Here is a 22,002-nt window from a genome sequence, read left to right as displayed (position 1 = left end):
CTTTCATAAACCGAATTATTCAATATATCTCGAGTTTATATTCCTGATCCAGATAAGTTGCAAGATGAGGCAGCACCTCGATTAAGATTTCTTTCTCTTCCAAAATGCTTTGAATCATTTCATCGTCTCCAAAGACAAAGAGTTGCTCGTTATGTTTTTCAATAACTACTTGGAATTTTTCATTCATACATGAACCTTCCTAAAAGATACTTAATATTCAATCCCGGGTGTGAAGGTAGTATTGAGGATCAAGTTTGAAATACTCACACATCATTTTATATAGATTAGAGTGATTAGGATTATCCAATCCCATTCCTTTAAGAACTAAATCAATGTCATTTAAAGTTACACCTAGTTTTTGTGCAAATTCCTCTTTACGTATTCCTTCATCGTTTAAAATCTGAAAAATGACTCCACGCAAATTCCGTGATGTACACTCCGGATACTTTTCCTCTGCTTTCGTAATCAGTTGCTCTTTTTCTTCTATGGATTCATTACAAAGTTTAAGTAGCTCTTGAATAGATAACTCCGACGAATATTTTTCTGATAGATATATCAAACGATTTCGGTCCTCAACCGTTTCTGCTAGTGAACCGGTCAATGGAACAACCTTATTTACAGTCTCCAGAAATGACATGACCATTATTACTTCCTCCTATACAACTTAATATTCAGTCGGTGTTCATTTATCCAGTTCAAATATTCAGTTCAAAAATTCTGAGTCCTCTCGGATGTTGACGGATGACAAGAATGTGTACCGATGAATGACAAGAATATGTACCGTTGTCCATGAGATCACCCTCCTTTTTATCATATAACTAAGAAAGACTGATCTTCAATATGTTGATCTAATGCGACACAAAACTCCCTACCTTTTTGACACAAAACCCCCTACTTTAAGCTCTTTTAGTTAAAAAGTTTGGAGGTTAATAAAATCAAATATGATTTGATCAATCTATTTTGTCAGCTCCACCAAGCAAGTAGATGATTTTGTGTCATTCCTCCAAGTAAGTAGGCGGTTTTGTGTCACCCCACCAAACAAGTAGGTGGTTTAGTGTCATTTACTCCAAGCAAGTAGGCACATTTGTGTCATTATTTATACAGCTAGTTATCCATAACACCTTTTAATATTTGTTATTGATCCATTTTATTAACTGCAATTCGCATCTCTTCATCAGTTAAATGAGTGTAAATCATAGTAGTTTGAATAGATGAATGCCCCAGTTGATTCTTTAATCTAGGTACATCATTATTCTCCTTATGATATCGAGTTGCAAATGAGTGTCTTAATGCATGCACCGATAGAGCCGGCTTTCCAAAGGCAATTGCATATTTTTCAACAAGCTTTTCAATAGATCTTTGATTTAAGCGGCGATTAGTACCCTTCCGTCCAACTGGTGCAGCTATAAATAGGAATGGAGCTGATTTATCTGGTTTATACCGTGATTCTCTAATTGCAAGATAATTGTTTAAATCATTCATTTTTTAATTCCGATGATCATTTCTAATTAACAAGTTCTTATAATCAGAAGTTTTAAAAACAACCTTGACTTTTTTTTGGTTGATTTGAGCACTCTATGCACCTTATATCTATAATTTAAAATTTTATTAACCATTTAATATTTATGGGATACACTCCATTACACATTATTAAAAAGCCCCTTCTATACTGGCACAAGAAGGGGCATCAACAAGCTTTACCGGATGTAACTATTTATCGCAGCATTCAGTTCTGCAATCACCTGTGCTTCGTCGCCATGATGCACGGCATCAACCACACAATTCTCCAGATGGTCTTTTAAGAGCAGCTTTGCTGCTCCATCCAGTGCTTTTTGCACGGCCGCAATCTGCAGCAGGATATCGGGACACTGGCGTCCATTGATCGCCATTTCTTTAACTGACCGCAAATGCCCCTCGACTTTTGCCAAACGGTTAATAATATCTTTCCGGTACTTATGCTCATGATTATGTTCATGACTATTCCCATGGTTAATATGCTCATCAGACATGCGTACTTACCTCCCTAGCTAAATCCTTTTTGAATGAACCTCTCCCTATACATATGACACAATTTAATAGTACCGCTGTCTAGGCTGGCTGTCCAATCATCCAGAGGGGCAACAACAAATTATTCCGCAAAAGGTGCTGTACTGTAAATATCCGTTATAATAAATTCCCCATCGCCGCTTTGATCTGCGATACTGTCCCTGGCCTCAAGATCGTTAAAGTGCCACCATTCCGAGGCCAACGGAGTCAAACCCGCGGACGTGCAATATTTCTGCAGCTGTTTAGCAGGGTCTGTCATCGTATCGGCATAAGTCGATCCTCTCCAAGCGTCCGGCGTTTTTGAAGTCACTGCAGCAGTGAATATAGCTGAGCTTCCACTCAACTCATGTATGTAGGTTGGCATGACGTACTCAATATAATCCGTAACTTGCAAGGAAAGGTAGTCACCGATCCTTACTTGCTCCTCTGATTGGATTTCTACTAAACTCACGTCCATTCCGTACCCCATTTGGTGATTGGATACTCCATCAACAATAAACCAGGTTATTCCCCACGGTGGCGTATTGATCCCCTCCATCACTTCAGGATCTGATTCAGCCAGAGCTTTTAATGCAGAGGCAACATCTTTCTGTACAGTATATGGGCGGAAAACCTCATAAATTTTCAGCGAGTTTCCATCAGATAAAGCCATGCGCTGTGCGGAGTATATTTTTTTTGACATTTGATACAGAACAGGATCGATGAACTCCTCTTTTGCCAGCCGATTATTGTAACTTTTCCCGGAATACAGTTTCTGATCGGTGATACCGGGAATCGCTTTTCCGGAAGATTTGAACTGTGAAGCATACGTATTGGTGTTGTCATAAATCATAGACGGAATAACATCGGGAAGATTAATGAAACAGTAAACATGCGGCAGCCAGCCGGTAACATCCTGATGTTGTACCAGCCACCATGCCCCCTCTTCCTTTAAAATCTGGAAGGCACTTCTAGGTTCAATTATTGCTACCGTAATGGAATTAACGTCGGCTGAATTTTTCAACTCCATTCTTACTGAGGCATACCCTGTAGCACCAATTACAGGCAGCTCCAAATTACCGTCGTACACTAGTCCTGTCGAGGGTTCTTCGCTTCTCGTTGCTTGCGGCTGTTCAGGCAGGACTTCTTGCTCAGATAACGTGGGCGCAGGACTATTTACTACTTGCGGATTCGGGTTCATCTTGCCGGTACAAGCGGATAGCGTTACAGCACTACAGCTGTAAATATAGTCAAGGTTAGGAACCTATGATTAATTATTCTAAGCCACTTCATGCAGCGTTCTCCTTAATCTATGATTCAAATAAAATATAACGAAACAGATACAGCACTATTAGATGGAGCGGGTAAAATATATAGAATCCATACTTGATCAGATTGGATTTTCGGCCGCGGGTTCCGTTGTACAAAGCAAAGAGCGGAATCGCCAGCAGAATGCCGAAACGGAAGATGCTCGTTGAACCTGATGCCGAAAGGCCTGGAATAATGTAAAGGGAAGTTCCAATTAGTGCAAAGCCAAACATTTGCAGACTGAAGCGTGTTCTGAACAAACCAAAACACACGACCCATAAGACTCCGATGTAATTCCAATCTGCCGTCCATGCGAGCAGGCAGCATACCGCAACCGAAGAGATCTGTCCCCATAAGGGGATCTTGGGATTTTTACAGATAGACAGTGCAATCAGCCCCATGAGCAAATCCCAGATCACACTGGTCCCTTGCCACCAGGATAGACCGAAGAAGAGCACAAATGGAAAATGAGAGACTAAGGAAAAAAGAAAAAGCCGTATCATAAATTTTCTTTAAGTTGGAAGTATGCGCGAAGCCCTCTGCAATCAGGTAACAAATAATGGGGGCGGCAAGTCTGCCAATAGTGTGAAGCAGAATATCCAGTGAGGTTCCTGAGGGAACCAGCCATACCGATAGGTGATCGATGAACATGGATAATATAGCAATAATCTTAAGTGTATTCGAATTTACAACTTTAATAGCTGAGACATCTGCTGTCTGCATGATTTGCTGCTCCATTTCCCTTGTTTCGTGAAGCCATATAATACCCGGCAGGCGGAAAGGCTATGCCTGCTGCACGACCTGCCGGGGTTCAAAGCAGATTAATGGGTGACGGTAAAATCAATCAAGGATGTTTCTGCCACCATGGTGTGGTCACTTGCCGCAGAATATTATCAAGCTTGATCATTCGCTGTTTGCCTTCCTCTTGAAGCCATTTGCGTAATGCTTCAACCCCCTCCTTGCCGTATATTTCTATACCGTCCTGCCATGTAGCCCGACCGCACAGTACTCCTGAAAAAGGGACTTCCGCTTCCCCGGCAAATTTCAAGGTCTCTAGAAATATTTCATTCGTGACTCCCGCACTTAGATAAATAAACGGAATAGGTGAAATTGTTGCTGTATCTTTAAAGTGCTGTAGTGCTTCTTGCCTTGTATATACCGCTTCATGCTCATGGCCGGTATTGGCTGCCGTGCCGGATACATATTTCATATTTACCGGAACTTCAACCTTCAGCACATCAATTTTATAACGCGGTTTGGAGAATTCCTGCATATACTTCTTAACTTTATCCGGTTTGACTTTGGCAAACTCGGCGCTTCCTGAGTCCGGTATGCTGTCACTGTATGTTACGGCTTCAAAAAAGAAGGGAATGTCATTTGCGGCACATTCCGCACCGACACGTTCGATGAAGACATGTTTAATGTCGTTGATTTCCTCTAGATCATCCGGATCGTAATACATCAGGATTTTAACGGCATCTACTCCCTTCTCGACATACCGCAGAGCTGAAGATCGGGGCAATAAATCTGGCAGTTGGCCCATTTGTGTCACATCATATCCGGTTTCCTCATAAGCGAGCAGAAGCCCGCAGTCTGCATCACGGGCTTCTGCTGCTGGCCAGCCAAACTCAGGGTCCAGCAAAATAGCAGTCGAATAAGGTGTAAGCTCTTCGGAAACCAGCTGTTTGAACTCGGCGACCTGCTCATAGGATGCTTCCTTTCCCAATGCTTTGCTTAAAGATTTGGATAAGGAGCCTCTTTGATCAATAGCGGTAGCAGCAATATATCCATTGTCGTTGGAGAGTTTGAGCAAACGGTCAAATTCACCTTTTGAAAGCTTAATTGTTATGATTGTTCCTCCATCGATTTTGAAATTTTGATTGCATTAAATTTACATACCTTATTGCTCGTTTTCTAAGCGTTGAACGCTCGTGGCATTCGGAAATAATCGGCTATATATCAGATACACGACACCTAAAAAAACAGCATATATCAGCAGCACGGGTGACCAATACTGCGAACCCGAGACCGCAGAAACGCCAACATAGGCGAAAACAAGCATCGTTGGGATTTTGCCCAGGACAGTTGCGGTTACATACGGAACGAACGGAAGTTTAAACCAGCCTGCATATCCGTTGATAAGCGCAGCTGGGATGAAAGGCAGCATCCGCCCGATAAGAACGAACAGAAAAGCGCGCTGCTGGATATGCTCATTCCATATCTTCAATTTGGTTTTGGAACTTTGGCTTTGATACCCCCCACCTCCTTTGGCAAAAATCCAATAGGTAATAACAGCAGCCAGAGTCGATGCTGCCACACTCATCCCGCTTCCTCCCCATAGCCCGTATTTGATGCCTAGGATGCCAGATACCAGCGCAAAGGGGATGACGGGAACCATTCCGAGCACTGCACAGATGAACAGGATGATGGGCCAGCTTCCAGAATCCAGATTTTCCAGCCAAGGAAGCAGCTCATCCCTCAGGACGTAAATCAAACCGAGCAAGGCCAGATAGAAGATCACGGCAGCCATCTTTCGGGTAAACATTCGCTCCTTTCTTCCTCCCCTCCTCGCTTTAATGTGCGGCCTCATTTTCAAACGCAGCAATCTTTTTCCGGAAACGGAAAAATAAAAATACTGCACGAATCGCCAAATCAATAGCGATTGACAACCAGATGCCTGCAATGCCCAAATCCAGCTGAATGCCTAAGATGTATACTCCGATGACCCGGATCAGCCACATGCCGATGGCGGTGCTATACATGGGGCTCTTGGTGTCACCCGCACCCTGCAGTGCACCTGCAAGGACGAGTCCGACAGCCAGGAACGGCTGCGCGAAGGCATCGATTCGAAGTGCGGTTGTCACCATTTCAATGACAGATTGATCCCCGGTAAACCACGCTGCCGCAAAGGGGGCAAATACAAACAGGAGAACACCGACGAAGCTCATAAATACCACGGCAACAGCGGTAGTATATATACCAAACTGGTAGGCATCCCGGTGTCGGTTTGCTCCCAGGTATTGTCCAACTAAGGTGGTGGCTGCAATGGCCAGCCCATAGCCCGGCATATATGAAAAAACTTCGATATTACCGGCAATGGTATGTGCAGCATAAACCTCAGTTCCGATTCTGACGATAAGGCCCATGTATAAAACTTGTCCCAGACGCATGATGAGACGTTCTGCAGCTGCTGGTCCTGAGAGTTTGAGAAGCGGTTTAGTGAACTCGTTGTGGTCTTTTTTGAACAGCGAGAAAGACAGCTGTGACTTCCGGATGTAATGGAACAGTGCAATGGAACCAAGAATCCGAACCAGAACTGTGGCTAACGCCGCTCCGGCAATCCCCATCCCCGGAATGCCGGCTAGTCCGAAGATCAGGATGTAATCAAGAGCGATGTGGATTACATTTACCCAGATCCCCACCTTCATCGGGGTTTTGGTATCACCAGCTGAACGCAAGATACTGCCGAACACAGTCATTAAGGAAATAAATATGGAAGGTACGGCAACAATACGAAAATAAGTGACGCCGCTGTTGAGTACTTCTGGCTCGGCTCCCATAATGCGTAGTAGCGGCTCAGCGAAAAATAAGGTTATAATTCCAAATGAAATTCCGGCATACACAGCTAGCCACGTAGATTGACGAGCAACTTGTTTAGCTTCTTTCATCTTCCCGGCGCCAACACGTTTGGCTATCATGGAGGAAGTTCCGACACCGATGGCGAGAAAAATAGCAATGTAAACATTCAAAATCGTGTTGGAAACGCCGACAGCCGTAACCTCATTTAGCCCGATTCTGGATACAAACAATGTATCCACAAATCCCACCACCGTTTGAAGCAGATTTTCAATCATCGCAGGTACACCGAGCGCCAAAATGATTTTAATTTTTTCTTTTGGTGTAGTGTCTGTTATTTCTATTATCCTAGCCACATCAATCGTTCCTTTCTAAGCTCTCTGGAATAAATACATACCAAAAAACTAACCCCCCGGGGGGGTTGTTGTCAAGAGAAATTCTTTCAAAAGGTGATGTGGTACAATATTTAGATTATTTGTGCTTCTAAAAAAACTAAATATGATGATTACAAGGATTATCTTCACAAATTCTTCGAAAATGCAGGGTACACTAGAAACAAAGGAGGTTCAAGCCGTGTCCGTATTTATCCGCAAAAATCATAAAAAAATACTAATTATCGACGATGAAGCTCCTATGCGTGAGCTACTGCAGCTTTATCTGCATGCTGAAGGTTATTCCACCGAATCCGCAGCCGGCGGTAAAGAAGCATTGTCACGAATTACTGTAGCAGATTTCGATCTGGTGATCCTGGACCTCATGATGCCGATTATGGATGGGTTTGATGTATGCAAGGCAATCCGCCAAATTTCAACCGTTCCTATTATCATGCTAACCGCCCGCGAAGAGACGGTAGATAAAGTCGTCGGCCTGAAAATCGGTGCCGATGATTATTTAACCAAGCCCTTTGAGCATCAAGAGCTTATCGCCCGTATGGAATCTATTTTCCGCAGACAGGAATTTGTACAGCAGCAGAATCACATGATAGTCAAGCCTGTACAGTCAATCTCCACTTTACCCGCCAAATCAGAGTTAACCTTCCGTGATCTGAAGATGAATTTGAAGACTCACCAGGTGTTCTATCAAGACATGGAGATTGCTTTGACCCCAAAGGAATACTCGATCCTAAAGCTGTTTCTGAGCCATAAAGAACGAATCTTTCAGCGGGAAGATATCCTCGAGCTGCTGTGGAAGACGAGATCCATCAACGACGATCGGACCGTCGATACGCACATCAAAAATTTAAGGGAGAAGCTATCTCAGGCCGGAATCCCCGGGCATGACGTCATCAAGACCATCTGGGGTACGGGATATATTTGTAATGAGAAAAATTAAATTAAATAGCATTCCTCTGAAACTTGGCTCTGTACTTGTCATAATGTTTATGGTACTGCTCTTTTGCATTGAAAGTGTGCTCTATATGTTATTTATCCGCTTCTACACAGATGATGTGCTGAACGAACAGATCCACCGAAATCAAAGTTATGCTGCTGTGTTAAGTGAGCATTTTGATATGACGACAATTAACCATGTGCTGCTCACAGAAAGCAAGACGGACAATCTCCTGCTGATACTGGACCGGGATAACGCTTTACTGGGCTCTTCGGAGGGGACTGCCTCTCTCCCCCCTGAGTACTTGCAAGGAATCATCATCCATGGCACGAGTGCTGATTTTCATGGCCCGGTGTTAAACTCTGATTGGAAGAATGAGCCTAACTTTGTGACCGAAGCAGACATTGTTTCCAGTGGAGAGACGATTGGCAGAGTCTTTATGTTCAGTCCTACCGTCCCCATTCAAACAGCGATTAAGACATTAAACAATACATTTATAGGCGTCGCTGCAGTTGTGCTTGTCCTATCGGCATTGATTATCCTTCTGGTATCCCGGAAGCTGGTGCAGCCGTTGCTGAGAATGATCAAAATAACAAAACGGATTTCTGAAGGCATCTATGATTGGAAACTGGAGCCTCGTGGTTCTGATGAAATTGCACAATTATCCCATGCTATTAATCGGATGTCCTCTAATATTCAACACTATGAACAGCAGCGAAGACAATTTTTAGCAGATATCTCCCATGAGCTTCGCACACCGCTAACGTATATGAAAGGCTACTCAGAGGTGTTGAAGAATGGATTGGTACAGAACCAGGAGGATCAGGAGCGGTACTTACAGCTTCTCTACACCCAGAGTATTCAGTTACAAAGACTCGTTCAGGACTTATTCGAACTAGCAAACATGGAACAAGGATCATTTAAACTGGTTATTGATCGAACGTCCGTAGACAAAGTCATGCAAAATGCTTTGGAACTTATGTCGGATTCCATACAACAGCATGGAATAGAACTTGATTATCAGCCCTCCTCATCACCTGTCTATGTAAAGGGAGATGAACGGCGCCTTCAGCAAGTCGTGATTAACTTGCTTGAAAATGCGCGAAAGTATACCCCTTCCGGCGGGCGAATCACGGTTTCTACTAGCACCAGTAATGGTCAGGCTGTTATTATGGTCAAGGATACAGGCATCGGAATTCCTGCGGATGAACTACCACATATTTGGCAACGCCTTTATCGTGTTGAAAAATCAAGATCGCGAACGACCGGTGGTACAGGACTGGGTCTGGCTATCTCACGAGAAATTGTAATGCTGCATCAGGGACAAATTACTGTGGATAGCACAGAAGGATCAGGGACCACTTTTAAGGTGCTCATCCCGCTTATTTCGTGAAACGGACCTCTTTTAGTGCAGAGCAGGTACAGTCGTTGGAGCAGTAATATACATCTGATGCCATAAGATGAACACCAAAATTGTCCATAGCTTGCGGCTGGCATCCACTTTGCCTGCCCGATGATCTTCGAGCATACCCAACGCTTGTTTTGTAGTTATCCATGGAATATCATCAGCAGAGCCGATAACCTCTTTAGCCCAAGGGTACCATTCATTTTTGAGCCAAATGCGGATGGGAACCGGAAAGCCTAGTTTCTTACGGCTCTGCACATCCGGAGGTACGAAATCCTTCATTGCTTCCCGTAGAAGCAGCTTGGTAGTTGTTTTATTCACTTTGTATTTGCTTGGGATACGGGATGCGAGATCAAAAACCCGAGGATCCACAAAGGGAACCCGAAGCTCAATAGAATGTGCCATCGACATCTTATCTGCTTTCATTAAGATATTTCCCCGCAGCCAGGTATGAATATCAATATGCTGCATCTTAGTAATGTCGTCATAATGAGCAGCAGCTTCATATAGCGGCAAGGTCACTTCTTGTGCACGCTGGAAAGTTCTTGCTAGATTATCGGGCATTATTGCTCCCTTTTCAGCATCGTGGAATATTTTTGCATTACCATAGAAGCGTTCCTGCAGCTCCAAACTTCCCCTCTCTAAAAAGCTCTTTCCTTTCATTCCTGCCGGCATTCCCTTCGAAATTGCACCGGCAAGCTTTCGCATTGCGGCTGGCATATAGTTAAACATTCTAAGGGATAACGGCTCCCGGTAGATATTGTAGCCGCCGAAAAATTCGTCTGCTCCTTCGCCGGAAAAAACCACTTTGACATACCTGCTGGCCAGCTCGGAAACAAAGTAAATACCCGCCGCTGAAGGATCGGCAACCGGTTCATCCATATGCCAAATCATACGCGGAAGCGCCTCAAGGTAGCTTTGAGCGCTTACCGATACTTCATAATGTTCTGTACCCAGATGCGCTGCCGTCTTACGGGCAAGCTCCAGTTCACTATATCCAGGAACATCAAAACCTACGGAGAAGGTTCGGGTAGGCTCCAGACGCTGGAGCATCCCCACCAAGCTGCTGGAGTCAATACCTCCTGACAGAAAGGCACCTCTGGGCACATCGCTGTTCCGGTGAATCTGAACAGAATCCATCAGCACAGCGCGCGTCTCCTCTACCAACTCCGGAAAAGTAACAATATCCTCTGCATAAAATGATGCCTTGAAATAAGGTTTTATGAATATTTGATCTTGCTTAATAACAAGCATATTTCCAGCCATCAACTTATTAATGCCTTTAAACATAGTGGCCGGTTCCGGAACGTACTGAAAGGTCAGATAATGGGAGAAGGCTTGCCCATCCACTTCTCTGTCGATCTTACCTGATGCCAGGAGGGATTTGATTTCTGAGGAAATCATGAACCCACTGGGTGTTTCAGAATAATAAATAGGTTTGATTCCGAAAGGGTCACGGGCTACCAGCAACATTTGCTGTCTCTGATCCCAGATGACCAGTCCAAACATTCCTCGCAGCCGCTTGACGAAGTGTTCACCCTCGGCTTCATACAGCCTGAGAATAACCTCGGTATCGCTCTCTGTATGAAAGTGATGTCCCTCTCTCTGTAGTGATTCACGCAGCTCCCGGTAGTTGTAAATTTCTCCGTTAAAAATAAGGGATATTTCGCCCGGTTCATTGTGCATCGGCTGTGCGCCGTGCTCCAGGTCAAGGATGCTTAGTCTTCGAAAACCAAGACCTACGTGCCCATTTAAATGAATACCGGAGTCGTTAGGCCCGCGGTGATTGATGATTTCTATCATCTGCCTGAGCATCTGGGCTTGTACAGGCACTTGATTTCGATTATATACAGCGGTAATTCCACACATAAATTAGCACTCCTTAACTTGTTATCTCTTCTTTATTTTAGGGAGTGTATTTGAACAAACCGTGATGGTTTGATTACATTTGTGCTTACGATTCTCCACAATTTCTTCACGGACGGGACATAAAAAAAAGAGGATCTCCAGCACCACGTAATGAGAGCTGAAATCCTCTTATTGAATACAACACCGATTTAGAATAAATTCATTAAAGAATCCTTTAGGTTATTGAAGAAATTTCCGATTGAACGGAGTATCAAAGTGAACCAGCTTGCTTTATCCACTTGGTTTTTAGACAACAAATTCATCTCTGACTTGATCTCTTGACCTGTTTCATCTATATACGTAATTGTTGCTTTCCCAAGAACTGTTCCATCTGGAATAGGAGCTGTTCTTACAATTTCATCTACGAATTCGGCAGTTATTGTTAATTTAGGGTTTGTTCCTTTAATGGTCATCAGAGTTAGGTCCTCCTCTGTCTCCAGACCTACTTCTTTTTCCTTGGCTTTAAATACTTTTACGGTTTCTAACCCTTCCAGAACCGTTCTCTCTGCAAGAATCGTCTTTCGTTCGAACTGGCCAAATCCATAATCGAGCAGTTTCCGAGTCTGAACAAAACGCATGGACTCAGAAGCTGTTCCCATGACAACGCTAATTAGCCGCATACCATTCCGCTCGGCGGTGCCCGTAAAACAATAACCCGCTTGATCTGTGTAACCTGTCTTCATACCGTCCAGACCCTCGTAAGCATAGTTTTTAAGTGAGGTTATGGAAGAATTCCCCTCCAGCATCCAGTTGTAGTTAATGATCGGCTGGGCATCACGTGCCTTGAACTGGTATGAAGGAAGGCTGGAGATTTCGAAAAAATCGGGATGCTCGCGCTGTATGGCCAATGCCAGATAGGCGGCATCACGTGCGGACATCACGGTCTCACCTTCAATTTCTGTGGGACGGTATTCTTCGCTCATATCCCCCCTGCCTAAACCGGTGGCATTAATAAAGTGGGCATTGGTTAACTGAAGTTCTTTTGCAGTAACGTTCATTCTCATGGCGAAGGCTTCTTCACTGCCGGCAATATGTTCAGCCAGTGCGATTGACGCATCATTAGCCGACCCCACTGCCTTTGCCGTAAACAATTCTCTAACGGTATGTGTATCGCCTTCCGCTAGAAACACCTTGGATCCCACAGTATCCTGGGCTCTTTTTGAAACGGCCACCTGATCCTCCCAGTTTAACCGTCCGCCCTTGATTTCGGAAAGCACGATGTACTCCGTCATCATCTTAGACATGCTGGCTGGCGGATAGGCGATATCTGCGTTCGCCTGGTATAAGATCTGTCCTGTCTCTACTTCAAGAAGGATGGCCGATTTGGCCTGTAGCGATAGACTTCGGACAGGTGCGGGTGTATGGGCGTTAGCTGATACAACGGCGTAGGGTCCTGTGTAAAAGGCTGCCCATAAGCTGACAAACACTAGAGCTGGGATCACGTATGTTTTAATTTTTGAGGTTAACACTTGATGTACACTCCTTTAGTCTCAATTCGAATAAGTAATGGCTTGTCTGCCCATTTGCTCCCATGCTTCACGAAACGAGTTGATCTTCACTTTACGGTTAATCACTTCGGTCAAAGGGTCATTGAAGTAAATGTAGCGTTCATCATAGCCCGTTAGGAGCACGGAATGCTCTTTGTAGGTAATCTTGATTGGACCACTTGGGGTATCCCACTCTTCAAACATCTCAATAGGCAACGAAGTGAAATAAGTATTGGCTATAACCCACACAGGCTTCCCTTGAGTGAGAGTAACCAGCATATCGTCAAAGCTGCTGCCAGTCATATCAATGATCTGCCCAGGCAAATACATCTCAGCCAGATCTTTAATCGGCCCGTGGTAGACGCCGTATCCCGGATTATCATAGGAGTACATATCGCCGACAAAGCCATCGTAAGGATTGCCAAATGTAACTGAACCATTAATCTTGGAATACGGTGTCGGATCTTTGCGAATTTGTTTTGCAAGTATCATTTTATCCGCCTCGATTCCAGCATGTTTTAGTAGCATCGCAAGACTCGTCACCTCACAACCCCGCGGCAGCTCCGGCATTTGGTTAACTAGTACGGCATCAAGGGGCTGGACCTGAGCCGGCAATGGTTGTAGGGTCCATATTGTCTTTTCACTGCTGACATGGTACACACGAGTTCCCAGATTACCTCTGGCGAACTGTACAGCCTCTGCGTATTCTGAAAAATCAGCCACAAGTATTTCACTCTGGTATACCAAATACGGACGGTAATTGTTCCACAGTAAAGCATTAGATCCCTTTTCTCGGACTGATGCTAATCGAGTGGATTCAGCATAATTAATAGCTTCTCCTAGCGTAGTATAGCTGTTTACAAATGTAGACCCGCTATACACAGCAAAAGTGTTGTCTGCTTCTTTCTCTAATTCATTCACATATGAAGATTCGCTTTGCGGCATAACAAGCTCTTTGGGTTGAAGCAAACGTTCAGTTACGATAACTGCGATTAAGACGATTAACACTAACATGAAATGCTGTAACCAAGCCTTGTTCTTATTTTGTTTTGGCAATCAAAACCACCTATCTTTGCAGTGTAATGAGCGTACATCTCTAAGGGTAACGATGGACTTTGTAGATATTGTGAAGGAATTATTACAACATCTTTTCCGGGGGGAGCCCGAGTGATTTTTAGTAATAAAAAAACCGCGATTTACGCGGTTTTCATAAAGAGTCTGCATTTGTGTTCTTATCTTGAGGTCTTTCAGATCACTGGTCAACTTTGTGGCGACATAGTTAATCCGAACACCGCATCATAAGCATCAAAAATTTTCCGTGCAATGGGAGCTGCACTTTGTGAACCGTAACCACCTTCAGGAACGACAACAGCAACTACAAGCTTCGGATTTTCTCTTGGTGCAAAGGCGATGAAAACTCCGTTCTCCACATTTATAGCTTGACCATTCTTATAAATCGTTTGTTGGGATGTTCCGGTCTTTCTGGCGAAATCATAAGGAAACCCTTGAAATGCGCTGTCTACATTCGTAGCCATTCCACGGTGAATCGTTTGCCATAACTCATCTTCGTACGAAACCTCGTTTAAGATTTTCGGCTCAATGGTTTGAATGACACTTCCGTTAGTATCTCGGATTTCTTTAACGAGATGAGGCTCCATTCGTTTACCTTTGTTGGCAAGCATCACTGTATATTGTGCAAGTTGCAACGCTGTATATTTACCCTGCTGCCCGAACGAAGCGAAAGCCATACTTGAAAGCTGAGATTGGTTTTTCTGGTTATATTCAATTCGTCCTCTAAACTCTCGCGGCAAATCTACCCCGGTTTCCACTCCTAGACCGAATTCTTTCATATATTTATCCCAGACTTCCACTGACTGATCTGCGTATTTCCTCCACAATTGTTCGCCAATTAAGTCAACCATAAATGCATTGGATGAATTCTTAATTGCAGTTACAGGAGTCAACAAGCCAAAAGCTTTGCCTCCCGAATTACGGACTCTTGAATTATCCCTACCGAATTCAGCATATCCTTGATCCATATACGTAGTACCTGGTGTGATTAAGCCTTCATTAAGTCCGATTAGAACACTGAGCGGTTTTATCGTTGAACCTAGGAGCACAGTGGATTCAGGATGCTGTCCTGAATCATTTGGTGGAAAAGACTCCACTGTTCCATTGCGATAAATATACTTGATCTTCTCATAATCCCAAGGGGCATTAGGATCATAATCTGGCATACTTGCCATAGCGATTATGTTTCCGGTTTCCACCTCCATGGCAACTGCATAGCCCGTCTTCGCGTTGGGGTGGAGCTTCCCGGATACGGGCGTTCGCTGCAACCATTGCAACTGATCTATGATAGCTTGTTCAGTCTTCATTTGAACTGTTTTATTAAGAGTGGAGACGAGATCGTATCCTTTGATCGGCGGTTGTGTAACAGGCAGCGAACCCTCTTCCGGCAAATTAACGGCATTAATAGCAATTTGCTTAAAACCATTTTTTCCGCGCAGCAAATCCTGATACTGCATTTCCAGTCCTGATACGCCTACATCTTCGAGTTCAGAGTAGATCAGTCCAGGATCCGTTTGTTCGGCATTCAATCTATCGAGTTCTTTATACTTGACAGTGGTCTTTGATGTTTTGAAGGATTTCAGATATCCGATCGCCTGAACGGCTATTGTATCCGGGTCGTATTTTCTGATCGTCTCTTCTACGACTGACACACCGGGATATTCCATTTTATTCTCCATAAAATAAGCTACTTCTTGATTCGAAAGTCCGCTTTTTATGAGTCTGGGAGTATAGCCAAGGGCCTGTTTATACTCTAAGTCCATAGCTTCGATAATTTGTTCTACACTATAATCAGCGGTGTTTATATTTTTTAACTGCTGGAAGACTTTACTCAGTTTCTCTGCTAACTCCAAAATCTCTTTTCGATTAGGGTTTGGTGACCCTCCGCTCTGTTCACTATAGTTCTTAAATAAAGTAATATACAAGGAGTACGAGGGTTCAGAATAAGCCAGCTTCGTTTGCCCAGTAGAATCATATATCGTCCCACGAACAGGGAGTAAAGGAGCCGTCCTTGTTACACTGATATTCTCTTGCTCAGCCATTACAGGTCCTTCCACAAATTGTAGAACTGTCAATTGAATGAGTAGAATTGAAAAGATTATGAATACGCCAAAAAAGAAAATATTAATACGTAGATGCAGATGATTCTTGGGATTTGAATTTTTCTTTATGCTGAAATTAAACTTTGTCATCACATTTCCTCACTATAGTATAGAGTTTCATGAAGCTTAGGTGAGGTCAGGACAGCTCTTAAAGTCCATAGTAAAACTATCTTTCCACCTCCTTAGTTGGCCTAAATAACTAACCTCTATTTACAATAGTAGGAGATGGATTTGAAGATCTTGTGAAGAAAGTATTACAACATCTTTTCTTGGGGGAATAAGAGAAGAGTGAGAGATCACCCGACTTACCAAACCATGACGTACAACTGGATGGTTTAAGTGCTTTTATGTTATACTCCTTCGTATATATTTCGAGGGGGGGCTGAACAATAATGGGAAGGCGATTTTGCAAATGGATTGTGCTCCTGAATTGATCCGCCTCAGACGGTACTTTTGTTAAACCCATTAGCGGATTAAGAAGTGTAATCTGACTACAATTTGGAGGTGAGTCCCTCTTTGAGATGGGAAGGATTGGACTTAATAACGATCATGAATTTATTTATTCTTGCAGTGTTAATTGTATTGACAGCTTTTTTTGTAGCATCGGAATTTGCTGCCGTTAAAATCCGAATGTCACGGATAGAACAATTGATTGATGAAGGAAATAAAAAGGCTATTATTGCTAAAAAAGTCGTCGGTGATCTGGATTATTATCTATCCGCGTGTCAGCTCGGGATTACAGTTACAGCTCTAGGACTTGGAGCTATTGGCAAGCCCACAGTAGAACGTATTTTGTATCCGGTTTTCGATTTATTTAATTTATCCGAAGCGAGCGCTTCCGTAGCGTCCTATGCGATTGCATTTATTTTTGTTACCTTTCTACATGTGGTTGTCGGGGAGATGGCGCCGAAGACGCTTGCCATCCAGTTCGCCGAGAAGCTGACGCTGCTTCTCTCACCTCCGCTGTATTGGTTCGGCAAAATCATGCATCCTTTTATTGTGGCGTTGAATGGAACATCGCGGGTAATTCTTCGTCTGTTTGGAGTCAAACCTGTCGGGCATGAAGAGCATTACTCGGAAGAAGAAGTGCGGATCATTATGGCCCAAAGTTTCGAAGGCGGTGAGCTGAATGAAACTAAGCTGGAATATCAAAACCACTTCCTTAATCTTATCTCTTCTTCTGGCTCCCACAATCGTAGAAACAAAACCACCGTAGCTCCCACAGACTAGATAAATTCTACTCTCACTTTCAAAGGTCAATTTCTTTAAGGTAACAATGACAGCCTCTAAATTCTCTGCCTCTGTCATAACAGACTGAAAAAAAACGACTAAACTTTCTAAATACTTTATCACATCCTATTTTGCTTAATATCAAATCGGCAAAGAGACCAATTTCTTGTCTTCAGACACTTTCTAGGTTTTATAGTAGATGACAACATTATGATTTGTACTTTTCACCTTACTTCGAACATTAAAACAAAAAAGCATCACCTTAAGGAGATGCTTTAGATTAGCTTGGCGTCGATCTAGTCTCAAGTCCTTTCGCCAAGTACCACCGGCGGTGGAAGGCTAAAAAGGTCGTGTTCGGGATGGGTACGCGTGGAACCCCTCTGCTATGCCACCAAACATGCGTCTGTGAAACAGACCTGTCGCTAGAAATTGGGTTCATCACGGATGTTTAAATGAATTTCGGTGTGTACAGGCGTAATCACCTGAAAACTGAATCCTAAACAAATCTGTGTTTTATTTTTTGGATAAGCCATAGTGCGATTAGTATTGGTTGCTCCATGCATTGCCGCACTTCCACCTCCAAGCTATCTACCTCGTCGGTCTTCAAGGGGTCTTACCTGCTCGTAAGGAGTGACTCACGCTTAGAATGGTATGCTTATGAGGGTTAACTACGGTCCGATCGCTAGACAACAATTTGTAAATGCATTTACTAAGACTTATGTTAGAGGATGGATTTTGCAAAGTTTGCTTAGTTTTTTTGTAGCATTTAGAGACAAACTTGGTACACAAAAAAACAGATTAGACTTTGCTCTGCTTGCAGCCACATAATAAACTCGGTGGTCTTCTTTTGAAATCACATCAGGATTTAAAAGAAATCCCAATTCTCTCTTTTCTGAGTAATTTTGCTTATGCGGAAGAATATTCACTAATACATTCTCAAATTCATTTCCCTTTGCCTGATGTATGGTTCGATCTTTACCAACAATGTCTTGGCTTGATATTAATAAAGCGAGTTCTGAATACTTCTTATTTTTATAGAACTCCTCTATTTTTGTTGGAATTTCCCTTTTGGAAATAACAGGTATATTGATGCTTAGAGTCAAAATTTTCTCATATAGTTTTTGGATTGGTTGATCATTAAATTTGCTATAGTCAGTTAATAATTGCTGGATGATCTCCAATCCTTTTCTTTCATTGATTATTTGATTGGAAATCTTATTTATCTCCTGAATTGCTTTTTTAAAGTTGGAAAGGCGTGCATATTCTATTGCTTTAATAATGGGAACTATGATTTTTCTTCGTTCATTAGAGCTATCATTATTGGTGAAAATAGATTCGAGTGTTTCGGATCTGATATTGTCCGTATAATCTATCTTATCTCTTATAGAATTAGCCCTTTTATTAGAAAAAGAGAGTGTATAAAGTTCTTCTTCACTATTGAGATTGAGTGAATCTTCAATATATTTTACTGCGTTCAAGGGGTGCCCGATAAGAATAGTCGGCAAATTCCCTTGTTTATTATTAGGGCTTTTTTGAAAAATATTAGGTCGAATTGAATTTAACAAATCTATGATCTGTACTGTACTTCTATGGTTGTCTTCCATCTTGTAGTTTACATTGTTTTCTAGATTGAATTCCTCAAATTGTATAATATCAGAACCTTGAAAACTGTAAATTGATTGAGCTGAATCTCCAATAACTCCAATAATCGTTTCTTTTTCTGCAATCAGTTTTATGATTTTTGTTTGTATAGGAGATGTGTCTTGAAACTCATCAATAAAAATATATGGGAATTTAGAACGAATGACTCTTAAAACATCTGGATTTAAAATCATTATTTCCCATGATAGGGCTAGAATGTCTTCATAATGAAGGATTCCCTTTTCCCAAAACATCTGTTTGTATCTATACAGGTTTTCGTGCATGTCTGCTTTTCTGCCTTTGATGTGAAGCTTACAAACATTATCATTATCAATAAACCAAAAGGATTCCTTTGTTACTTCAACGTTAGATAGTCTGTATCTATATTCCAATCCACTTTGTTTAAAAAAACCTGATATTAAGTGTTCACTAGGTCCCTTAACTTTATGAATATTAATATTATGTTTCTTACTAACTAAAGATAAGAATGGCTTTACTACATGCAGAAATAAAAAACTATGAATAGTACATACTTCGACGTGATCATGCCCATTAGGGAGTCTTTTTAAAATAGTTTCTACGCCAGTATTAGTATAGGTAATACATGCTATTTTTTTATTTCGACCTAGTCGCTGAGATTGATGCAGTATATTCTGAATATGGTTTATTAGAAATCTTGTTTTACCAGCCCCGGGCCCTGCTACGACTTTAAAGTGAGTTTCAATTGGAATTGTAGAGTCGGCAGATATTAATTCGAAATCCATACGATCGCATCCTTTATGTATTGAGGAACTTGAAAAGGTATCTTATTAGCACTTTCTAAATTTTGATTCATATTGTATGCCAGTTCATAAGCATTCTCCCCCTTACTGACAGAGCTAAGGTATCTGGCAGCGAGAACATGTTCTTTTTTCTGAGTCCCAGTATTTTTATCAATACCATCGGTAATTCGTGCACGTAATCCTCCTCTTTTTCCTAGCCTTTCTAGAATAGACTCAAATGGTTTTTCAGTATTAAATAAATTAAATAAATCGACGAGTTCTTTATAATTTGTCATGTTTTTATTTAGAATTAAAGAACAACCAGGATTCTCAAAACATAAAGAATATTCGAAGGTTTTCCCTTGATCGATTTGCTGGGAAAAACAACGGATGTTATAAGGTTGAACTTGATATACTAACGAATTAGTACAAGAGGAGTATCTATATTTATCTGGATCTGTATACAATTCAAAAGGGAAGCATTTGGTATCATCATCCAAATTACTTTTATCCAAATCATCACTAAAACTTGTTGATATGTTTTTGAGTTCTATTCTCACAGGGTCTAAATCTGTAATACAAGCTACCTTTTTATGTAGAGTGAATTTTTGGTTTGTATCAAAAAGCTTGAGAAAGTGATCGAAATATCTTCCATTAACATTTATTACAGCTACGTGATCACCTTCTAAATCATGGCCAATATATTTAGCAAATATAGACATTGTTAATTGTTCTGCTAGTCCCTCAACAAAAATCACTGATTTTGCAAACAACATATCAGATTTAGTTGTATCCAAGAATCTTTCTATGTAAGCTTTACCTTTGGGATCGTTCTCAAAAATTCTTCCCAAATAGGCAATATTCAGTTGGTTTTTATCAGTTCGATGGAAGCACATTATTTCATCTAAAGAAACCGCTGAAGTTATGTTTGGTGAATGTGTTGTTATAATAATCTGTCTTGCTTTACTTTTACCATTTTCCCTAAGAAACTTTAAAAATTTATATTGCATTGCTGGATGTAAATGAGCTTCAGGTTCTTCAATTACTAAAATAGGAAATGTCTTAGCGTTACTTCCCAAATAATCACCGGAAGCATCTTTTTGCATCTTAGCAAGTAGCAAGGACATATAAATCAGATTATTATAACCCAAACCATTGTGAGTGGCAGGTATTGTTATTCCAGTTTCGTATTTCACAATTAATCTAAGAGCTGAATAAAGTTCAGAATCTAAAATATTCCCATCAAAATCAGGCACAGCATTACCAAAAGAAGCTCCTGTATCCTTGGCGTAACTTAACATCTCGATTTTTCCATGTTCCATTCGATCTTGTAGGGTTTTAATTAGAGCAGCTGCATTAACAGAAAAGTCTTTTTTTAATTTTTCGATTTCTTCTTGTTGTGTTTTCTTATCTTTATTTTTTTGGTCATTATTTTTTATTCCATAATCCATAAAAAAATCAATAACATCTCTTAATAGAGTGTTTTTTCCAGTAAATAAATCACGTTCAACATCACGAATTGCGTCTATGAACTGAAAATCAATTTTATTTAATGATTCTGTGTCAGCGAGTTGCTTTAGTAAAATATCCCCGCCGTATACATTAGACTTATACTTCCTTAAAAACTTATGTTTTATAAGGAGCCAGTAGTCTTCTATGTTTATCGAGCTTTCAGATTTCATCGCATTAATATATTCTTCTTCTTCTTTTTCTGGTAAATAAAAAGAGTAAGTCAACTTTGCTTGATAAGGCTCTTTTAACTCGATAAGCCAGTTCGCTACTGTGACTAAATCTTCTGAAAATTCATCTTCATTTTTGGATTCGGTAAATATCACTGAAATTGTTACTCTGGGGGAGTTTTTCTTAAGATCATCAACTGTGACTTCCTTGTTAAAATCATCCACACAGAGCCTTTTAGGTGAATTCACACTAAGAACTAGTTCTAAGGCTTTAAGTAAATTTGATTTGCCAGAATTGTTATGGCCTATAATTACATTCATACCCTCGTTAAAGTTTATAGATGTACTACTCTTAAAGTTTCGGAAGTTCTCGATAGAAATACTCGAAATATACATACTCATTCTCCTAATTATAAGATGATATTATGTTAAAAATTTATTCTATGTAGTAATGTAGGTGGAACAAAATCATTGATCCTC

General features: G+C 41.5%; 17 protein-coding genes, 1 rRNA gene and 2 pseudogenes. 3 read left to right on the top strand and 17 right to left on the bottom strand.

The window, feature by feature from the left end; all coding sequences use genetic code 11:
* Positions 1–19 precede the first annotated feature (19 nt).
* The 10 genes and pseudogenes from M2444_RS24285 to M2444_RS24240 form a co-directional block, all read right to left on the bottom strand.
* Entirely contained in the window at positions 20–187 is a 168-nt protein-coding gene (locus M2444_RS24285) for a hypothetical protein (RefSeq protein ID WP_280788240.1), read from the bottom strand.
* 30 nt (positions 188–217) lie between these two features.
* Positions 218–643 (bottom strand): hypothetical protein, encoded by a 426-nt coding sequence (locus M2444_RS24280; RefSeq protein WP_280788239.1) that lies wholly within the window; start codon positions 641–643, stop codon positions 218–220.
* 491 nt (positions 644–1,134) lie between these two features.
* A pseudogene (locus M2444_RS24275) lies at positions 1,135–1,476 on the bottom strand (tyrosine-type recombinase/integrase); the annotation flags it as partial.
* 221 nt (positions 1,477–1,697) lie between these two features.
* The gene (locus M2444_RS24270) at positions 1,698–2,009 is read right to left on the bottom strand and encodes a metal-sensing transcriptional repressor (RefSeq protein ID WP_094869064.1); all 312 of its coding nucleotides are present in this window, start codon (positions 2,007–2,009) and stop codon (positions 1,698–1,700) included.
* A gap of 119 nt (positions 2,010–2,128) precedes the next feature.
* Positions 2,129–3,226: a M15 family metallopeptidase domain-containing protein gene (locus M2444_RS24265; RefSeq protein ID WP_094869063.1), complete on the bottom strand. Its 1,098-nt coding sequence runs from the start codon at positions 3,224–3,226 to the stop codon at positions 2,129–2,131.
* A gap of 109 nt (positions 3,227–3,335) precedes the next feature.
* Complete coding sequence (locus tag M2444_RS24260; protein WP_256989723.1) at positions 3,336–3,791, bottom strand: conjugal transfer protein TraX; 456 nt, start codon at positions 3,789–3,791, stop codon at positions 3,336–3,338.
* Positions 3,706–4,056 carry a TraX family protein gene (locus M2444_RS24255; protein ID WP_218832583.1) on the bottom strand — a complete coding sequence of 117 codons (351 nt, stop codon included), beginning with the start codon at positions 4,054–4,056 and terminating at the stop codon, positions 3,706–3,708. Before M2444_RS24255 ends, M2444_RS24260 begins: the two co-directional genes overlap by 86 nt.
* A 121-nt stretch (positions 4,057–4,177) precedes the next feature.
* A complete protein-coding gene (locus tag M2444_RS24250; RefSeq protein WP_280788248.1) occupies positions 4,178–5,176 on the bottom strand; it encodes a tagatose 1,6-diphosphate aldolase in 999 nt (332 codons plus the stop codon).
* A 57-nt stretch (positions 5,177–5,233) separates the two neighbouring features.
* On the bottom strand, positions 5,234–5,878 hold the full coding sequence (locus M2444_RS24245) for a TVP38/TMEM64 family protein (RefSeq protein WP_179281523.1): 645 nt from the start codon (positions 5,876–5,878) through the stop codon (positions 5,234–5,236).
* A gap of 28 nt (positions 5,879–5,906) precedes the next feature.
* The gene (locus M2444_RS24240) at positions 5,907–7,271 is read right to left on the bottom strand and encodes an MATE family efflux transporter (RefSeq protein WP_256989732.1); all 1,365 of its coding nucleotides are present in this window, start codon (positions 7,269–7,271) and stop codon (positions 5,907–5,909) included.
* 211 nt (positions 7,272–7,482) lie between these two features.
* Here M2444_RS24240 and M2444_RS24235 point away from each other — a divergent pair, with 211 nt between their 5' ends.
* The gene (locus M2444_RS24235; RefSeq protein ID WP_256989722.1) at positions 7,483–8,241 is read left to right on the top strand and encodes a response regulator transcription factor; all 759 of its coding nucleotides are present in this window, start codon (positions 7,483–7,485) and stop codon (positions 8,239–8,241) included.
* The gene (locus tag M2444_RS24230) at positions 8,228–9,631 is read left to right on the top strand and encodes a sensor histidine kinase (RefSeq protein ID WP_094869060.1); all 1,404 of its coding nucleotides are present in this window, start codon (positions 8,228–8,230) and stop codon (positions 9,629–9,631) included. The genes M2444_RS24235 and M2444_RS24230 overlap by 14 nt, the downstream gene beginning before the upstream one ends.
* A 12-nt stretch (positions 9,632–9,643) precedes the next feature.
* Here M2444_RS24230 and asnB read toward each other — a convergent pair whose 3' ends face one another.
* From asnB to M2444_RS24210, 4 genes are all read right to left on the bottom strand, one after another.
* Positions 9,644–11,512 carry an asparagine synthase (glutamine-hydrolyzing) gene (gene asnB, locus M2444_RS24225; RefSeq protein ID WP_094869059.1) on the bottom strand — a complete coding sequence of 623 codons (1,869 nt, stop codon included), beginning with the start codon at positions 11,510–11,512 and terminating at the stop codon, positions 9,644–9,646.
* 188 nt (positions 11,513–11,700) lie between these two features.
* A complete protein-coding gene (locus M2444_RS24220; RefSeq protein ID WP_094869058.1) occupies positions 11,701–13,020 on the bottom strand; it encodes a D-alanyl-D-alanine carboxypeptidase family protein in 1,320 nt (439 codons plus the stop codon).
* 21 nt (positions 13,021–13,041) lie between these two features.
* Complete coding sequence (locus M2444_RS24215) at positions 13,042–14,094, bottom strand: C39 family peptidase (RefSeq protein ID WP_256989721.1); 1,053 nt, start codon at positions 14,092–14,094, stop codon at positions 13,042–13,044.
* Positions 14,095–14,297: 203 nt separating this feature from the next.
* Positions 14,298–16,301, bottom strand: a complete 2,004-nt coding sequence (locus M2444_RS24210; protein WP_094875816.1) for a peptidoglycan D,D-transpeptidase FtsI family protein — start codon at positions 16,299–16,301, stop codon at positions 14,298–14,300.
* A 441-nt stretch (positions 16,302–16,742) separates the two neighbouring features.
* Here M2444_RS24210 and M2444_RS24205 point away from each other — a divergent pair.
* A pseudogene (locus M2444_RS24205) lies at positions 16,743–17,369 on the top strand (hemolysin family protein); the annotation flags it as partial.
* 355 nt (positions 17,370–17,724) lie between these two features.
* Here M2444_RS24205 and rrf read toward each other — a convergent pair.
* From rrf to M2444_RS24195, 3 genes are all read right to left on the bottom strand, one after another.
* Positions 17,725–17,837 (bottom strand): 5S ribosomal RNA (gene rrf, locus M2444_RS33630).
* Between the two features lie 320 nt (positions 17,838–18,157).
* Positions 18,158–19,846 (bottom strand): UvrD-helicase domain-containing protein, encoded by a 1,689-nt coding sequence (locus M2444_RS24200; protein ID WP_094875818.1) that lies wholly within the window; start codon positions 19,844–19,846, stop codon positions 18,158–18,160.
* Positions 19,831–21,918, bottom strand: coding sequence for an ATP-dependent nuclease (locus M2444_RS24195; RefSeq protein ID WP_094873092.1), 2,088 nt, complete (start codon positions 21,916–21,918; stop codon positions 19,831–19,833). The genes M2444_RS24200 and M2444_RS24195 overlap by 16 nt, the downstream gene beginning before the upstream one ends.
* Between the last annotated feature and the right edge of the window lie 84 nt (positions 21,919–22,002).

The organism is Paenibacillus sp. PastF-3 (genome assembly GCF_029893135.1).
GTDB lineage: Bacteria > Bacillota > Bacilli > Paenibacillales > Paenibacillaceae > Paenibacillus_AQ > Paenibacillus_AQ nitricinens.
Note: the sequence above shows the minus strand (reverse complement) of the source record. Positions and strands in the feature narration are given on the sequence as shown.

What these genes read in the sequence shown, in the direction of transcription:
- M2444_RS24285 (WP_280788240.1), bottom strand. Translation starts at nt 187, where the DNA reads ATGAATGAAAAATTCCAAGTAGTTATTGAAAAACATAACGAGCAACTC.
- M2444_RS24280 (WP_280788239.1), bottom strand. Translation starts at nt 643, where the DNA reads ATGGTCATGTCATTTCTGGAGACTGTAAATAAGGTTGTTCCATTGACC.
- M2444_RS24270 (WP_094869064.1), bottom strand. Translation starts at nt 2,009, where the DNA reads ATGTCTGATGAGCATATTAACCATGGGAATAGTCATGAACATAATCAT.
- M2444_RS24265 (WP_094869063.1), bottom strand. Translation starts at nt 3,226, where the DNA reads ATGAACCCGAATCCGCAAGTAGTAAATAGTCCTGCGCCCACGTTATCT.
- M2444_RS24255 (WP_218832583.1), bottom strand. Translation starts at nt 4,056, where the DNA reads ATGCAGACAGCAGATGTCTCAGCTATTAAAGTTGTAAATTCGAATACA.
- M2444_RS24245 (WP_179281523.1), bottom strand. Translation starts at nt 5,878, where the DNA reads ATGTTTACCCGAAAGATGGCTGCCGTGATCTTCTATCTGGCCTTGCTC.
- M2444_RS24230 (WP_094869060.1), top strand. Translation starts at nt 8,228, where the DNA reads ATGAGAAAAATTAAATTAAATAGCATTCCTCTGAAACTTGGCTCTGTA.
- asnB (WP_094869059.1), bottom strand. Translation starts at nt 11,512, where the DNA reads ATGTGTGGAATTACCGCTGTATATAATCGAAATCAAGTGCCTGTACAA.
- M2444_RS24210 (WP_094875816.1), bottom strand. Translation starts at nt 16,301, where the DNA reads ATGACAAAGTTTAATTTCAGCATAAAGAAAAATTCAAATCCCAAGAAT.
- M2444_RS24200 (WP_094875818.1), bottom strand. Translation starts at nt 19,846, where the DNA reads ATGGATTTCGAATTAATATCTGCCGACTCTACAATTCCAATTGAAACT.
- M2444_RS24195 (WP_094873092.1), bottom strand. Translation starts at nt 21,918, where the DNA reads ATGTATATTTCGAGTATTTCTATCGAGAACTTCCGAAACTTTAAGAGT.